Here is a 14,369-nt window from a genome sequence, read left to right as displayed (position 1 = left end):
GCGTGGCCTTACTTGAAGCGCTTCTTCGAGGCGGGTGAATACCAGAAGTCGCGGAACATATCGATTCCATACGACTTGCCGTCGTATTTGACGATCGTGCGCATGGTACGTTTCCCGGTGGCCGAGCCATTGTCGTCGTCGCTTTCCATATCGGTGACGTGCGCCGTAATCGATAGATCCGCGAAACCGTTGTGAGACGTTTTCTCGACAGCAATCGTCATGTGCGCAGATTCACTACGCAAGTCGCTCGTGTCGGGGCCGCAAGCGGTGCCCGTGGTGGCTACCCAGCCATGGAGATTTGTACCGAACACCGGCCGGAGGCGGGCGCCGTCGCGAATCCACAGCGTCAGGTCGTTCTCGGGGTATGCGTCCACGCAACTTGGCCCGCGCGCGCTGCTGGTAAACACGACGCCGAACGCACGCACGTCGGGTGACAAACGGTAGGGCGCCGTGTCGATGCGGTAGCTGTTCTCGCCGATCTCAGTCGCCGCATCCTCTTCGACCACCGACCGATCGGCCGCCACGACCTTGCCGCCCTCGACGAGCGCGACGACCTGCAACTTGTCGCTTTCGTCCGGGTTCTTGCTCTTCGGAAGCGAATCGAACGCGACGGCCGCGATCGTCGTTTGCGGCGCGTTCGGCATGGCCTTGCACGACGACGCGACGACGAGCCGGTCCGCGTCGCGCGTGGCGATGCGTGCGCTTGCGATGCCGGCCCAGCGGGCGATGGCTGTGACGGTATCGTCGCCGCAAGGCAGGCTGTCGGCGGCGTGGGCGAAGGGTGCGGCGGCGAGCGCCAGCAGCGGGGCGAAACGCAGAATTTTCATTGTCACGATCGGAAATGGTTCTTCATAGATGTTCGTGGGTGTCGCCTACAGACTGCGGACATGGGCCTGTCAGAAATTTCGTGTTTAAGGCATAACATGCTCTCAAGGAGAGTGTATGCCTCGCAAACCGAAAGCCCAGCCGGTGGAGCTGCCGGCGATTCCGGCCGGATACAAATCCAATTTGTGAGGCGGCACAACCGCCCTCGCAGCGCCTCGGCCGCTCAATCAGTTCATGTCCCGTCGCGTTCGGCATTGCGAGGACGGGAAGGACCATCTGGTACCGCTACTGCTCGAACTCTCAGAGCCGCTCAAAGACAGGACCTGTCGCGTACGGTCTCCGATTATCCGTTAGGTCCGGTTCAGGCTAATACAAATGTCGCGGAGAGGAGCAAGGGCGACGCCTGCAGTGTGCGGTCGTCCTGACTTCCCGGGTCTCGTGACCTCGCATCGGCAAGATGCTTAGATTTCCCCCGCTTTTCTGCCGCTATGTAAAAGGAATGACTCTGACTTCGTAGCCAGCAGCCCCCCAAGTTTCCAATCACCGTCGCTGTTTCAAAGTTTCGAAAGATCAGGGGAAACCGAGAGAAGTCTACTTATGCGCCATGCCCGGCGGTATGCCGCGCACCAGAACTCGAAAACGAAATTTTTTGCGAAGTCATGCTGTTGCGCTGGCGGAATCGGCCGGGATGGGAGTCCTTGGATCATGTTCTCAATTACTGCTACCGCATGAACCATATTTGCGACTTCGCGCTTCCGACCAACGACAATCAACCAGGTCGAGCAACCAAACCAAAGCGCAAACAGTGTGGTGTTGCCGACCGTGGCGATCTGCGATCCATAGCGCTGGATGAATGACTGATGGCTGTTTTCTGAATCCAGATAGTGCTGATATGCGAACGGCCTAGCGGAGACGCCGGCAGCATTTGTTGAGACCATCACCTCGGGCGCCGAAGCCCCTTTGAAATAGAGAAGAAGCGTTCGCGAAGGCGCGAACGCTTCAGTGCGGTTGATGCTCTTCAGAGGAAGGGAGATTGAAAGCGTCCCATGCTTGACAGTCTGCGTGATATTCTTCTCGGCGTCGAAATCCTCCGCAGGACCATTTCCGATACGAAAGGTTTGTAGCACCGGCGGAGCGTCATCTCGCGCTGTCGCATCGATCTGAAGATCCACACTAGCGATATCGCGCGCGCTGAAATTCTGCAGATCGACTTTGACAAGGCTCAGAGCCTTAAGAGAGTTCCCCTTCTCATCTTTGTACAACAGCGTAACGCCAGGAATCTGAAAGAACCCCGTCACGTTGTTTTCTTTCACTATCTGGAAGTCAACATACCGCGTCGCTTGGTCACTCGCTGATGACGCTAGGTTCGCGTACATAGTCGAATAGTATGTGCCGATTGCGGCGAGCACGGCTGATAGGGCTATCGAGATCAGAAAAGTTGCCTTCGACTTCCATGAAGATGGCGCAACTGCGTTAGGCGTCGACATAACTGTCCCCAAACACGTTATTACGGCACGCCGCAAAAAATCTTTAGGGTGTTCCAACAGACGGCCTACTTGCGCCGGCTCGACTGTCGACGAATCACGGGTGGCTGTCGAACGTCCGCTTCTGGCAGCCGACTACCGGCAGCGTGTCCGGTGTCCCCCGAGATTTGCGAAGAATAAAAAAAGGCCCTCGCGGGCCTTTCGTCGACGAAGATGCGGACAACGCTTACCGCGTCAACTGGGTAAAACCATCCAACAACCGCTCGACATCAGCCGCCTGAATCGCGCCCATCGTCGAGATCCGGAACAGTTCCTTCGACAGTCCGCCTTGCCCCGCATAAATCACGAAGCCACGCGCCTTCAGTCCGTCGTGCAGCGCTTCGTACGTTACACCTTGCGGCAGCCGATACGCACGCAGCACGACCGACGACGCACCTTCCGGCAGCACCAGCGGCATCCCGCGCGCCGCAAGCCCGGCCTGCGCCTGGTCGGCAAGCGCCTTGTAATGCGCATGCCGCGCGCGCCAGCCGCCAGCCTCGTCAAACTCGCGCAGCGCCTCGACGAGCGCGTAATACGCATGCACGGAAGGCGTAAACGGCGTATTCCGCTGATCCTGCAGCTTCGCAAGCCGCCCGAGATCGAGGTAGTAAGTCCGGCTCGCGGCTTTCACGAGCGCGCTGCGGCGCACGATCACGAACGCCGCGCCCGGCACGCCGTGCAGGCACTTGTTCGCGGTAGCGGCAACGGCGTCGATCACGCCACCGCCGAAATCGATCGCTTCCGCACCGAAGCTGCTGACGCCATCGACAAGCATCTTCACGCCACGGGCACGACAGACTTCGGCGATCGCATCGAGATCATTCAGCCGGCCGGTCGTCGTTTCATGATGAATCACGGCGACATGCGAGTACCCACCTGCATCGAGCTTCGCACCGATCTGCGCGAGATCCGGCGCCTGCATCCACTCATGCTTGAGCACGTCATGCGCGATGCCGTACTGCGTGGCGATCTGCGTGATCCGCTCGCCGTACACGCCGTTCTCGATCACGAGCAGCTTGCCGTCCTGCGGCACGAGCGCCGCGATCATGCTCTCGACGGCGGCCGTGCCTGAACCCGTCATCAGCACGGCAGCCCATTCGGCCGGATCGAGTTCGTACGCGGCGACGAGGCGCGCACGCGCTTCATCCTGCAGGTCGAAGAATTCGCCTTCGCGATGGCACAGATCGGGTTGCAGCAGGCTGCGGCGCACGCGTTCGGTGAGCGTGACCGGGCCGGGGTTCAGCAGCAGCATCAATGGGCTCCTTCAACGTGGGCTTCGGTCTGCTCGGCGCCGATGTGCCGCATCAGACGGGTCTTGACCTCGACCGGCGTGACGGTCGGGCGGGGCAGGCCGTCGGGCACGCCCGTGCGGATCGCCACGCGAACGAACTGCGCACCGGATGGCCGGCCCCCCTCGCTGGTTGAGGCGAGCGTCGCATCGAGCACGTCGAGCGTATCGCCTTCGACCGCCGACGCGTAACCGCAAGCGGCCGCGACGCCCGCGAACGACACATGCTGCGACACCGTCGCCTGGCCGCCCGTCGATTCGTGCGCGCCATTGTCGAGCAGCACGTGCGTGAGGTTGGCCGGGCCGTAGGTGCCGAGCGTCGCGAACACGCCCATGCGCATCAGCGCGGCGCCGTCGCCGTCGACGGCCACCACGCGCAGGTCGGGGCGCGCGAGCGCGAGGCCGAGCGCGAGCGGCGTCACGCAGCCCATCGAGCCGACCATGTACAGCTGGTTCGGGCGATCGTCGAGCGCGTAGAGTTCGCGCCCGCAGAAACCGGTCGATGCGAGCACGACGGTCGAATCGACCGGCGTATGCGCGATCACGCGCTGCAGCGCGTCGTGACGGGTCGGCCACGCGTCGGCCGACGCGGCGCGCGACGACGATTGCGCGGCGACGTGCGCGCGCGGCTTCGCGGCCGGGTTCGCCTTCAGTTCATACGGCGCGACGCTGCCTTTCTGCATCACGAGCGCGTACGGGCGGCCCGTCGCGTCCATGTGCGCGATCGCGCGGTCGAGTGCCGGGCCGACCTGTTCGGGGTCGGTCGGGAACGTCTCCCACGGGATCTCCATCGTGTCGAGCATCGCCGGCGTGATCGGGCCCATCAGCGCATGCTGCGGCTCGTCGGCCACGCCCGGCTGGCCGCGCCACGTGACGATCAGCAACTGCGGCAGGCGGAACGTCCAGGTCAGCGACGTGAGCGGGCTCACCGCGTTGCCGAGCCCGGAGTTCTGCATCATCGCGATCCCGCGCTTGCCGCCGAGCGTCGCGCCCGCGATCAGCGCGACCGCGTCGCCTTCGTTCGCGGCCGACACGTAGTGCAGCGTCGGGTCCTGCAGCACGTAATTGATGAACGGCGTCAGGTACGAGCAGGGCACGCCCGCGTACCAGTCGAAGCCGCGTTCGCGCGCGGCCTCGACGAACTGGGCCGCTTCGATCATTGCGCGCCCCCGTTGCCGGTACCCGGTTCGGACAGCGGCGTCTGGCCGTGCGCGAAGTCGCCCGCGCGACGGAAGTCTTCCAGATCGTTGACACCGCGCCAGTGGCCGTGCACGTACTGCACCTCGATCTTCTCGCCGGCGGCGATCAGCTCGTTCAGCAGCGACGGGATGTCGAGCGTGTCGAAATCAGGACGTGCCTGCAGCGTCGCGAGCATCGCCTTCAGGCGGTCGACGCCGGCGCCGCGCACGTTCAGCAGACCGATCCAGCGGCCGTGCGGCGTGCCCGCGGCGACGTCGCTCGACACGCGTTGCAGATAGGTCTTCTGGCCGAACAGGCCGCGATCGTCGGCCGCCGAGCAGAGGGCGAAGTCGCGCACGCTCTGATTGGTCTCGGTGAGCGACGAATCGACCACCACGCTGAACTCGGCCTCGCTCTCCGCGAGGTCGCGCACGATGTAGCTGCGGAACAGCAGGTCGCCGTACGAGATCACGGTGTCGCCGGTCAGGCGTTCGGCCGCGCATGCGAGCGACGCGAGCTCGCCGGTCTGCGCGTGGCGCTCGTTGACGACGAGCTTGATGCCCGACGTATCGATCGCATCGGCGCGATAGCCGCCAACCACGGTGATGTCGTTCACGCCGTGCGTCTTGAAGCCGTCGACGAGCCAGCGCAGCAGCGGCTTGCCGGCGACCGGCAGCATGACCTTCGGCTTGTCTTCGGTCACGGCTTCGAGGCCCTTGCCGCGGCTCGCGGCGAGCACGATCGCGGCATTCGACGCGCGCGACGACGACGACAGGTAGATACGCTCGGCGGCCGAGTACTCGTCGGCGTCCTGCAGGCGGAAGATCTCGTTGACCGACGCAACCCGGTCCTCGACGTTGATCAGCGTTTCGCTCTCGTGGATCTCGCGCGCGGTCGCCTGCATCGCCGATGCCGACGCGCGGATCAGATGATTCGCCCAGATCACGGTGCTGATGCCGGCCTGGCGGAACACGTCGGTCGGCGTGCTGTAGTACTTGGTCGGCACGATCACGAGCGGCGCCTTGCCGCTCCATTCGCGCGCGAACTGCAGGATCTCGTCCGGGCGCGACAGCTTGCTGTGGATCAGGATCGCGTCGGCGCCGGCTTCCGCGTACGCGTTCGCGCGGCGCAGCGCCTCGTCCATCCCCCAGCCTGCGATCAGCGCCTCGACGCGCGCGACGATCGAGAAGTCGGGATCGGTCTGCGAATCCTTGCCGGCCTTGATCTTGCCGCAGAACTCGTCGATTTCCGCGAGCGGCTGGCGCTCGCCGCCGATGAAGCTGTTGGTCTTCGGGAACTGCTTGTCCTCGATGCAGACGCCCGCGATACCGCGCTGTTCGAGCTTCTTCACGAGGCGGCGCACGTTGTTGAAGTTGCCGTAGCCGGTGTCGCCGTCGAGCAGGATCGGCAGGTCGCTCGCATCGGCCATGAACTCGAGCACGTCGACGACCTGGGTCCAGCTCGCTTCGTTGTTGTCGCGCACGCCGAACTGCGCGGAGATCGCGAGGCCCGACGCCCAGATGCCTTTGAAGCCGGCTTCGCGGACGATCCGCGCGGACAGGCCGTTGTGCGCTTCCATCAGGAATTCGAGATCGCTGCTCACGAGCATGCGGCGCAGGCGCGCGCTGCGCGATTCGGTGAAGTTGGGTTCGCGTGCGTTCATCGTGCGGCTCCGGCGGTGGTGCGTTGAATCAGGGGAAGAATGTCTTGCGTCGCGCGTGCGACGTCGTTCGGGAAGTCGATCTCGATCCACGGCGAGCCGGTGACGTCGGCGACGTCGAACGAATGGCCGCCTTCGAGCAGCAGGTCGCGCACGGCTTCCTCGTGCGGCATGTTCGCGCGGCCGCTGTCGACGTAGCCCGCGACGATCGTCGCGAGGCGGCGTGCGGTGCCTTCGGTGAAGCGGAAGAAGCCGACCGATTCGCCGATCGTGTCGTAGTCGAGGTCGACCGCGAGCTGCTTGCGCAGTTCGACCGGCACGCCGTTCTTCAGGCACAGCTTGACGGGTTCGTCGCCGGCCTCGAAGTCGCGGTCGATCAGCAGGCGGTCGACGGTCTTGTCGGCATCGGCCACCAGCGCGTGCAGGATGTTCTCGTCGTACAGCACGTCCGCGTCCATCAGCAGCACGTCGCCGCCGCGCGTCATCGCATCGGCGACGGTATGCACGGTCAGCACGCTGCCGAGGTCGTAGCGGTCGTTGATCACGATCTCGGCGGTGCGGCCGAGGCGCTTGAGCTCCTGTTCGACCTTCTCGTGCTGGAAGCCGAGCCCGAGCACGATGTCATCGACGCCCGCGGCGTCGAGCACGCGCAGATGGCGCTCGAGCAGCGACACGTCGTCGAAGCGCAGCAGGCACTTCGGGAACTGCGCCTCGGGCGGTTGTTGCAGGCGCAAGCCGAGGCCTGCCGCAAGAATGATGGCTCGCATGGGTTCTCCAACCAAAAAGCCGGCGATCTGAACGATCAGTCGGCGAGCGGCTGCGGCGCACGACGCCGCTGCCAGTTTCTTTCACTGAAATGCAGATAGAGCAGGCCGGGCAGGCCGAGCGCGAGTTCGCGCGCGCGCTTCGCGAGCGACAGCGCGAGCGCTGCGTCGGGCGGCAAGCCGACCAGCGGTGCGAGCAGCAGGTAGCCGCCTTCCTGCGCGCCGAGCGAGCCGGGGATCGCGAAGGCCGCCCCGCGAATCGCCTGGCCGACGCTTTCCAGCAGCAGCGCGTCGAGCCAGCTGACCGGGTGCCCGAGGAAGTGCAGAGCGAGCCACACTTCCGCGGTGCCGACGATCCAGCCGACGAGGCTCAATGCGAAGGTCTTCGCGACTTTCGCGCGATCGCGGTACAGCGCGCCGACCGCGTCGTCGATCGCGTCGGCGCGCGTGGCCAGCGACGACCAGTCGCGCGGACCGAGCAGCTTCGACGCGAGGCGCAGGCCGCGGCCGAACAGCCCGCGCCGCTGCGCCGCGTAGAACGCGACGGCGAGGGCGCCGAGCACGCCGGTGGCGATCAGCGCGGGCGTGCGCAGATACGCGACCGACTCGTGCGTCGCATACAGGCTGAACGCGGCGATGCCGATCAGCGCGAACGCCATCTGCGCGAGCGCCTGCATCGTCGTGCCGACGGTCATGGCGGCAGCCGCGTCGGCCATCCGCGTGCCGCGCTGCGCGAGGTAGCGCACCATCAGCACGGGGCCGCCGATCTGCCCGGCGGGCAGCAGGCTGTTTACCGATTCGCCGACCCAGCGCGCGCGCAGCGCGTTGCCGAGTTCGGCGCCCGGCTGCCCGCGGCGGAACATCACGGAGATCGCGACCGCGTCGATCGCGAGCGGCACGACGTGGAACGCCGCGACGAGCGCGAGGCCCCAGCCGGCCGCGAGGAGCGTGGACGCTACCGCGCCGACGCCCTGCCAGGCCAGCAGTGCGATGAAGAGTGCGGTCCCGAGGGACAGCAGGATGAGGCCCGCACGTGTCATGACCCGCTCGTGCGTCGCGTGGCCAGTTGCTTGAACACCTGGCGGAAACCGAAATACGCGATCGCGTCCTTCATGTTCGAGATGAAGCGCTTCCACGGCCGCATGCCGGGGTTCGTCACGTATTCGAACGTGAGCGACACGCGCATCTCGTTCTGGCCGAGCGGCGTGATGCGGTGGCGCAGCTTGTCGCCGTCGAACAGCACGATGCCGCCGTCGGCGATCTGCACGGAGCCCGGTTGATCAGGCACGTCCGGGTTGCGCGTATGCAGCTCGTAGTCGAGCCGGCACGACGATTCGTCGATCACGCCGATCAGCAGCGTGTAGCGGCGGCCATCGTAGTACGACGTGTCGTAGTGCCAGCCGATGTGGTCGCCGGGCTTCGTGTAGTAATACAGCGCGTACGCGTGCGGATCGTCGTCCGGCGACAGCATCAGCTTGTCGCCGGTGATCTTCTCGAGGAAGGAGATGAGTGCCTTCGAGCGATACAGCTCGGCGATGTACGGCGCCTGCTCGTCGATCGTATGGCGGCTCACGCTGCCGCCCTGCTTGTGGCCGGGCAGGTAATTGCGGTTCAGGCCGGCCTGCATCGCGCGGGCCGCGTTCGCGAGCTTCGCGTGCGCGTCGGCCGGCAGGAAGGTGTCGAGGTAGAGGAACGAGCCCTGGCGCGTGTAGTCGCCGCGCAGGCGGTCGAGGTCGAGCTGGCCGACGCGGTCGGCCACGGTGCGATCGGGATCGGCCGCGGCCGCGCGCACGGGCGCGGGGCGTGCCGGGCTCAGCACGGAATCGTCGCGCGTGCTAGGAGTCATTTGGAAGCCTGGATTTCGGTTGGGTTCTGCGCGGCCGGGGTCTGCGGGAGGTTGCCGCGCCGCACGATGCGCCACCAGTCGATCACGACCCAGGCGGCGAACAGCGGGGCGCCGATCGACGCCGCGAGCAGGAACGGCTCGACGCCGTCGACGAGCGTCACGATCGGCAGCAGGTACAGCACGTCTTCGGTCTCGAAGCCGCCGGCGAACGCCTGCTTGGTGCCGGCCTTGCCGGCGATCGATTCGATCCGCATGCGCAGGAAGAAGATCAGCGCGACGGCCGCGCCGGCGACCGCGCCGAGCAGCACCGGCGACGCGGCCATCTGGCCGCCCTGGGCGACGATGCCGACGCCCATGCTGACGAACAGCGCGACCGTGACGAGCGCATCGGCCGCGAGGTCGTAAAAATGACCGATTTTGCTGGACTTGCCGCTGATGCGCGCGAGTTCGCCGTCGGTGTGGTCGACGAAGTTCGACAGCACGATCAGGAACGCGCCTGCATTGCCCCAGACGAAGCCGCCGTGCGCGAGGCACCAGGCGCCGGCGAGGCCGATCAGCAGACGAAGGGTGGTGAGGTGATTCGGCGTGACCGGCGTATCGACGAGCGGCCGGACAAGCGAGCGCGCGAGCCGCGCATCCCAGGTGCGTGGCGGGGGCGGCTCGGGGCGTTTGACGGTTTTTCTTTGGTCCATCGGCGAAATATATACGGAATTGTAATTTGTTGCTTTTTATTCGATCAATGTCCTGACATGCGGGAGTGTTACCGCGTCTTGCAGGCATCGGCCGGTTCAAAAACGCACCCGCGAACGACGCGGCCGACCGGGCGCCGGACCCGTCTTCCAGTGTGGTTCGCGTCGCGCGGCTGTCAAGGCCGGACGGGCCTCGCAGGCCGGCGAGGCGGTGTTTTTCGCGCCGCCCGGCCGGTGTCGCGCAGCCCATGCGACCTTGATCCCCGTCAGCGCCGGATAAACCGCATCGGGCGACAATCGGCCGCGCCGGACGGGTCGCGGCGATGACCGAGCCGAACGTCGCCGATGTCGATGCAGACCGGTCGATCGACGCGCGACGGCCGGCGATCGCGAACCGGCGATTCGCCCGATGCTTTCGTGCACCTTTCGTGGGTGTCCGGCGCGGGCGCATCGCCTGTCACAGAACGGTCGTTCGATACCCGGCAAATCCGGCAAGGATCTTTTGCATCCAGCGGACATTTCGCGGCGATCGCCTCTGCGATACTCCGACCGTGCCTGTGGTGCCGGGCCGCCCCTCGCGGCCCCAAGGGCTTCGCGTCGCTCAGGAGACACCCCCCGCGACGTCAACGACAGACCCAAGCGTCAGATAACCAGCCATGTCTTCTTCACGCATCCTCGCTCCCGCCCTGCGTTCGCTCGTCCGCACCGCCGACGAAGCCGCCGCGCTGATCCGCCCCGGCATGACCGTCGCCATGAGCGGCTTCACCGGGTCGGGCTATCCGAAGGCCGTGCCGGCCGCGCTGGCCGCCCACATCGACGCGGCGCACGCGCGCGGCGAGGACTTCCGGATCAACGTGCTGACGGGCGCATCGACCGCACCGGAACTCGACGGCGCGCTCGCCCGCACGAACGGCATCTCGATGCGGCTGCCGTACCAGTCCGACCCCACGCTGCGCGACAAGATCAACGGCGGCGAAGTCGATTACCAGGACGTCCACCTGAGCCACGTCGCGCAATACGCATGGTTCGGGCTGTACGGCGATCTCGACGTCGCGATCGTCGAAGTCGCGGGCATCCGCGAGGACGGGCTGCTGATTCCGTCCGCGTCGATCGGCAACAACAAGACCTGGCTCGAGCGCGCGAAGCACGTGATCCTCGAAGTGAATGCGCGGCAGCCGCTCGGCCTCGACGGGATGCACGACATCTATTACGGCACCGCGCTGCCGCCGCACCGCAAGCCGATTCCGCTGACGAAGAGCGACGACCGGATCGGCGAGCCGTATCTGCGCTGCCCGGCCGACAAGATCGTCGCGATCGTCGAGACCGACGCGCCCGATCGCAGCAATGCGTTCTCCGCGCCGGATGCGACGTCCAAGCAGATCGCGCTGCAGCTGATCGACTTCCTGCGTCACGAAGTGAAGCGCGGCCGCCTGCCGGAAAACCTGCTGCCGCTGCAGTCGGGCGTCGGCAACATCACGAACGCGGTGCTCGCGGAACTCAGCTCGGCCGGCTTCTCGAACCTGACCGCCTACACCGAGGTGATCCAGGACGGCATGCTCGACCTGCTCGACGACGGCACGCTGAGCTTCGCGTCGGCCACCGCGCTGTCGCTGAGCCCCGCCGCCGTGCAGCGTTTCGCCGACGAAATCGCGACGTTCCGCGAGAAGATCGTGCTGCGCCCGCAGGAGATCAGCAACCATCCGGAACTCGTGCGCCGGCTCGGCTGCATCGCGATGAACGGGATGATCGAGGCCGACATCTACGGCAACGTGAATTCCACGCACGTGATGGGCACGAAGATCCAGAACGGCATCGGCGGCTCGGGCGACTTCGCGCGCAACGGCTACCTGTCGTGCTTCATGTCGGCGAGTACCGCGAAGGGCGGCGCGATCTCGCGGATCGTGCCGATGGCGAGCCACGTCGACCATACCGAGCACGACGTCGCGGTCGTCGTCACTGAACAGGGGCTGGCCGACCTGCGCGGCCTGTCGCCGAAGCAGCGCGCGCGCAAGATCATCGCGACCTGCGCGCACCCGGACTACCGGCCGATGCTCGAGGACTACTTCGAGCGCGCGTCGCGCGAGAGCTTCGGCAAGCACACGCCGCATCTGCTCGCCGAGGCGCTGTCGTGGCACGAGCGCTACGTGCGCACCGGGTCGATGAAGGCCTGACGGGGCCTGGGACGGGCGCAGGCGGGCCCGTCAATCCATCGCCGCATGCGCGACGTCGACGCTCGCCGCTTTCTGCGGCGGGCGGATCAGCAGCAACAGCGGGATCATCAGCAGCGTCGCGACGCGCGAGATCTTTCCGCAGATGCTGGAGGTGGGCGATACCGCCGCCGATGACGGGCTGCGCGGCTTCACGCCCGACGAGCGCGATACGCTGGTGCGCGGGTCAACCGGCCAGCGCCGCGAGCGTGTACGCCGCAAGGTAGAGCCCCGCGCCGTACGACAGATGCGTGACGAGGCTGCGCCGGCGCGCGACGCCCGGCCGCGGCGTGCGCGACGCCGCCATGCCGAAACCGAACGCCGGATGCATCACGAAGAACGGCGCGGCCACGCTCGCGAGCCCTGCCACGAGGGCGGGGAGCAGCGTCGGCGCGTCGATCCACGCCGGGCCGGCGATCAGCACGGGCAGTGCCGCGAACGCGATGCCGATCGCGTAATGCGCGACCCATCCGAGCACGCGTTCGCCGGGCACGGGCGCGGCGGCGACGATCGACGCATGCCGGAACCGGCCGTGCGTCATGTGGCCGAGCCAACGGCCGACCAGCGCGTAGTCGAGCGACGGAATGCCGGACGCACGCCGCCGGAACAGCGTCCACAGATCCATCACGAGCGTGGCGCCCGCGCCGATCAACAGCAGCTTGAGGAGGGCATCGGACGTGCTCATCGCGCCCCCCCACAGCGGGCGGTGATGGCGATGCGGTACAGCGGAATGCGACGCGGTTTCAACGGTTTCATGACGGTTGGGGCTTGTCTTCGTGGAGTCGGGCGACTATCTTGCAACTTCAAGTTCACTTGAGGTCAAGCATGAGCCGACTGGACATTGCGGACGTCGCGCGGCGCACGGGATTGCCCGCGTCGACGCTGCGCTACTACGAGGAAAAGGGACTGATCGTTCCGATCGGCCGGCACGGGCTGCGGCGGCAATACGACGAGTCGGTGCTGGAGCGCCTGGCGCTGATCGCGCTCGGGCGGGAGGCCGGGTTCTCGCTCGACGACATCCTCGCGATGGTCGGCGCGGAGGGCCGGCCCGCGATCGACCGCGCGAAGCTCGACGGCAAGGCCGACGAGCTCGATCGCACGATCCGCCGTCTCGGCGCGGTACGCGACGCGCTGCGGCATGCGGCCGTGTGCCCGGCCGTGAACCACCTCGAATGCCCGTCGTTCCAGAAGCTGCTGCGCATTGCCGCGCATCGTCATCCGGCGCGCCGCGCGAAGGCGGAAGGTGCGTAGGCGGCGAGCCTGCGCGAAGCGGGCGGTGCGGTAGCGGTGCGGCAGGAGAGGCTACGTGGCGACGTAACGGGTTCGACCCGTCGAATCGCGAAAAGGCGACGCGGCCTGTGCCGCCTTCGACGTCAGCGAAACCGCCGACGCCTGCATCACCCTGCGTAATACACGCGGCATTCCATCTCGCGCCCGCGCACGATCCGCTTGCCGGCGAGCGCGCCGTACGTTCCGGTGAACACGGTGCGCTGGTGCTCGCATTGCACGGCGTCGTAGAAGTAGAGCGACACCCAGTCGGTCGGGCGCCCGGCTTCCGGCGTGCGCATGGCCGCATGCTGGCTCAGCACCGTGAAATGCCAGCCGCCCTTGGTCATGTGCATCACGGGCGGCGGCACGTAACCGTCCGCGTTCAGGCGCCGGTGCGCGAGCGTCGGCAGCACGCCAGCGGCCGCCTTGTTGCGGTACTGGCGATCGATGTAAAGCAGCAGTTCGACGGGCGGCTCCGTGCCGGGGCCGGCATGTCGCATATGGCCTTGCCAGCGCCGGCGGCGGCTCAGCACGTCGTCGAGCGCGGCGCGGATGCCGACCGCGCGTCGCGGGCCGACGCCCGCGATCGTTTCGAGCTGGCCGTTGCGGGCCGCGCGTTCGAGCTCCTCCAGCGTGTCGATGTGCAGTGCGTCGTGAATGCGTAGCGCGAGCGCGTGGCCGATGCCCGGCACCGCTTCGAAGGCGGACGCGCGTTCCGCGTCGCCGCGCAAGCGGTCGAGCTGGCGCCAACGTCCCGTGACCAGCAACTCGGCGATCGCCTGCGCGACGCCCGCGCCGATGTCGGGCAGCGCGCCGAGCGCCTCGACGCCGCCGGTTTCGAACACGGTACGGATGTCGCGGTCGAGCGCGCCGACCGTATCGGCCGCCGCGCGGTACGCGGCGACCCGATACGGGTTCGCGCCCTGGTCGACGAGCCACTGCGAGGCCTCGCGCAGGCAGGCCGCGACAGTCCGGTTTTCCTCGTACGTCTGGCTGACGGTCGACTGCATGGCAAGAGACCCGGAAAGCACAAACGGAATGGACGCGGCGAGCGACGCGCCGGTCGGCTGTCAACCATTGTCGCGACGCGCGATGAAGAAAACTTGATGCGCGTCAATG

The 14,369-nt window shown here is 66.6% G+C and carries 13 protein-coding genes and 2 pseudogenes; 3 read left to right on the top strand and 12 right to left on the bottom strand.

All coding sequences use genetic code 11. From position 1 onward, the window contains the following. Positions 1 to 8: 8 nt before the first annotated feature. The 9 genes from JYG37_RS17215 to JYG37_RS17175 form a co-directional block, all read right to left on the bottom strand. Positions 9 to 827 (bottom strand): PA3715 family protein, encoded by an 819-nt coding sequence (locus tag JYG37_RS17215; RefSeq protein ID WP_213345644.1) that lies wholly within the window; start codon positions 825 to 827, stop codon positions 9 to 11. A gap of 552 nt (positions 828 to 1,379) precedes the next feature. Continuing rightward, positions 1,380 to 2,138: a hypothetical protein gene (locus JYG37_RS17210; RefSeq protein ID WP_124594637.1), complete on the bottom strand. Its 759-nt coding sequence runs from the start codon at positions 2,136 to 2,138 to the stop codon at positions 1,380 to 1,382. Between the two features lie 397 nt (positions 2,139 to 2,535). Further along, a complete protein-coding gene (locus JYG37_RS17205) occupies positions 2,536 to 3,600 on the bottom strand; it encodes a 2-aminoethylphosphonate aminotransferase (protein WP_050010756.1) in 1,065 nt (354 codons plus the stop codon). Next, entirely contained in the window at positions 3,600 to 4,796 is a 1,197-nt protein-coding gene (aepY, locus tag JYG37_RS17200; RefSeq protein ID WP_089489270.1) for a phosphonopyruvate decarboxylase, read from the bottom strand. Before aepY ends, JYG37_RS17205 begins: the two co-directional genes overlap by 1 nt. Continuing rightward, positions 4,793 to 6,478, bottom strand: a complete 1,686-nt coding sequence (aepX, locus tag JYG37_RS17195) for a phosphoenolpyruvate mutase (protein ID WP_089489271.1) — start codon at positions 6,476 to 6,478, stop codon at positions 4,793 to 4,795. The genes aepY and aepX overlap by 4 nt, the downstream gene beginning before the upstream one ends. Continuing rightward, positions 6,475 to 7,242 carry a phosphocholine cytidylyltransferase family protein gene (locus JYG37_RS17190; protein WP_050010761.1) on the bottom strand — a complete coding sequence of 256 codons (768 nt, stop codon included), beginning with the start codon at positions 7,240 to 7,242 and terminating at the stop codon, positions 6,475 to 6,477. Before JYG37_RS17190 ends, aepX begins: the two co-directional genes overlap by 4 nt. Before the next feature lie 35 nt (positions 7,243 to 7,277). After that, complete coding sequence (locus JYG37_RS17185; protein WP_050010763.1) at positions 7,278 to 8,279, bottom strand: HpnL family protein; 1,002 nt, start codon at positions 8,277 to 8,279, stop codon at positions 7,278 to 7,280. Continuing rightward, complete coding sequence (locus JYG37_RS17180) at positions 8,276 to 9,085, bottom strand: HalD/BesD family halogenase (protein ID WP_050010765.1); 810 nt, start codon at positions 9,083 to 9,085, stop codon at positions 8,276 to 8,278. The genes JYG37_RS17185 and JYG37_RS17180 overlap by 4 nt, the downstream gene beginning before the upstream one ends. Further along, positions 9,082 to 9,777: a CDP-alcohol phosphatidyltransferase family protein gene (locus tag JYG37_RS17175; protein ID WP_050010767.1), complete on the bottom strand. Its 696-nt coding sequence runs from the start codon at positions 9,775 to 9,777 to the stop codon at positions 9,082 to 9,084. The genes JYG37_RS17180 and JYG37_RS17175 overlap by 4 nt, the downstream gene beginning before the upstream one ends. 653 nt (positions 9,778 to 10,430) lie before the next feature. On the opposite strand from JYG37_RS17175, the gene scpC reads away from it, so the two are divergent. Further along, positions 10,431 to 11,945, top strand: coding sequence for a succinyl-CoA:acetate CoA-transferase ScpC (scpC, locus tag JYG37_RS17170; RefSeq protein WP_050010770.1), 1,515 nt, complete (start codon positions 10,431 to 10,433; stop codon positions 11,943 to 11,945). Positions 11,946 to 11,975: 30 nt separating this feature from the next. Here scpC and JYG37_RS17165 read toward each other — a convergent pair. Further along, positions 11,976 to 12,080 (bottom strand): annotated as a pseudogene (locus JYG37_RS17165) (multidrug transporter); the annotation flags it as partial. Between JYG37_RS17165 and JYG37_RS35075 the strand changes: the two are divergent. Continuing rightward, a pseudogene (locus tag JYG37_RS35075) lies at positions 12,067 to 12,165 on the top strand (MarR family transcriptional regulator); the annotation flags it as partial. The pseudogenes JYG37_RS17165 and JYG37_RS35075 sit on opposite strands and share 14 nt — an antisense overlap. Positions 12,166 to 12,168: 3 nt before the next feature. Here the strand turns inward: JYG37_RS35075 and JYG37_RS17160 are convergent. Beyond that, positions 12,169 to 12,666, bottom strand: a complete 498-nt coding sequence (locus tag JYG37_RS17160) for a DUF2938 domain-containing protein (RefSeq protein ID WP_050010772.1) — start codon at positions 12,664 to 12,666, stop codon at positions 12,169 to 12,171. A gap of 140 nt (positions 12,667 to 12,806) precedes the next feature. Here JYG37_RS17160 and JYG37_RS17155 point away from each other — a divergent pair, with 140 nt between their 5' ends. Continuing rightward, positions 12,807 to 13,232, top strand: a complete 426-nt coding sequence (locus JYG37_RS17155) for a helix-turn-helix domain-containing protein (RefSeq protein ID WP_050010773.1) — start codon at positions 12,807 to 12,809, stop codon at positions 13,230 to 13,232. A 146-nt stretch (positions 13,233 to 13,378) separates the two neighbouring features. Here the strand turns inward: JYG37_RS17155 and JYG37_RS17150 are convergent, their stop codons facing one another. Further along, positions 13,379 to 14,260, bottom strand: a complete 882-nt coding sequence (locus tag JYG37_RS17150) for a helix-hairpin-helix domain-containing protein (protein WP_089489273.1) — start codon at positions 14,258 to 14,260, stop codon at positions 13,379 to 13,381. Positions 14,261 to 14,369 lie beyond the last annotated feature (109 nt).

This window comes from Burkholderia sp. LAS2 (assembly GCF_018417615.1).
GTDB classification, from domain to species: Bacteria; Pseudomonadota; Gammaproteobacteria; order Burkholderiales; family Burkholderiaceae; genus Burkholderia; species Burkholderia sola.
This window is presented reverse-complemented; position numbering and strand designations above follow the sequence as displayed.

Excerpts from the sequence above, each read along its gene's own strand:
- aepX (WP_089489271.1), bottom strand. The coding sequence starts at position 6,478 with ATGAACGCACGCGAACCCAACTTCACCGAATCGCGCAGCGCGCGCCTG.
- aepY (WP_089489270.1), bottom strand. The coding sequence starts at position 4,796 with ATGATCGAAGCGGCCCAGTTCGTCGAGGCCGCGCGCGAACGCGGCTTC.
- JYG37_RS17180 (WP_050010765.1), bottom strand. The coding sequence starts at position 9,085 with ATGACTCCTAGCACGCGCGACGATTCCGTGCTGAGCCCGGCACGCCCC.
- scpC (WP_050010770.1), top strand. The coding sequence starts at position 10,431 with ATGTCTTCTTCACGCATCCTCGCTCCCGCCCTGCGTTCGCTCGTCCGC.
- JYG37_RS17150 (WP_089489273.1), bottom strand. The coding sequence starts at position 14,260 with ATGCAGTCGACCGTCAGCCAGACGTACGAGGAAAACCGGACTGTCGCG.
- JYG37_RS17190 (WP_050010761.1), bottom strand. The coding sequence starts at position 7,242 with ATGCGAGCCATCATTCTTGCGGCAGGCCTCGGCTTGCGCCTGCAACAA.
- JYG37_RS17175 (WP_050010767.1), bottom strand. The coding sequence starts at position 9,777 with ATGGACCAAAGAAAAACCGTCAAACGCCCCGAGCCGCCCCCGCCACGC.
- JYG37_RS17155 (WP_050010773.1), top strand. The coding sequence starts at position 12,807 with ATGAGCCGACTGGACATTGCGGACGTCGCGCGGCGCACGGGATTGCCC.
- JYG37_RS17160 (WP_050010772.1), bottom strand. The coding sequence starts at position 12,666 with ATGAGCACGTCCGATGCCCTCCTCAAGCTGCTGTTGATCGGCGCGGGC.
- JYG37_RS17185 (WP_050010763.1), bottom strand. The coding sequence starts at position 8,279 with ATGACACGTGCGGGCCTCATCCTGCTGTCCCTCGGGACCGCACTCTTC.
- JYG37_RS17215 (WP_213345644.1), bottom strand. The coding sequence starts at position 827 with ATGAAAATTCTGCGTTTCGCCCCGCTGCTGGCGCTCGCCGCCGCACCC.
- JYG37_RS17205 (WP_050010756.1), bottom strand. The coding sequence starts at position 3,600 with ATGCTGCTGCTGAACCCCGGCCCGGTCACGCTCACCGAACGCGTGCGC.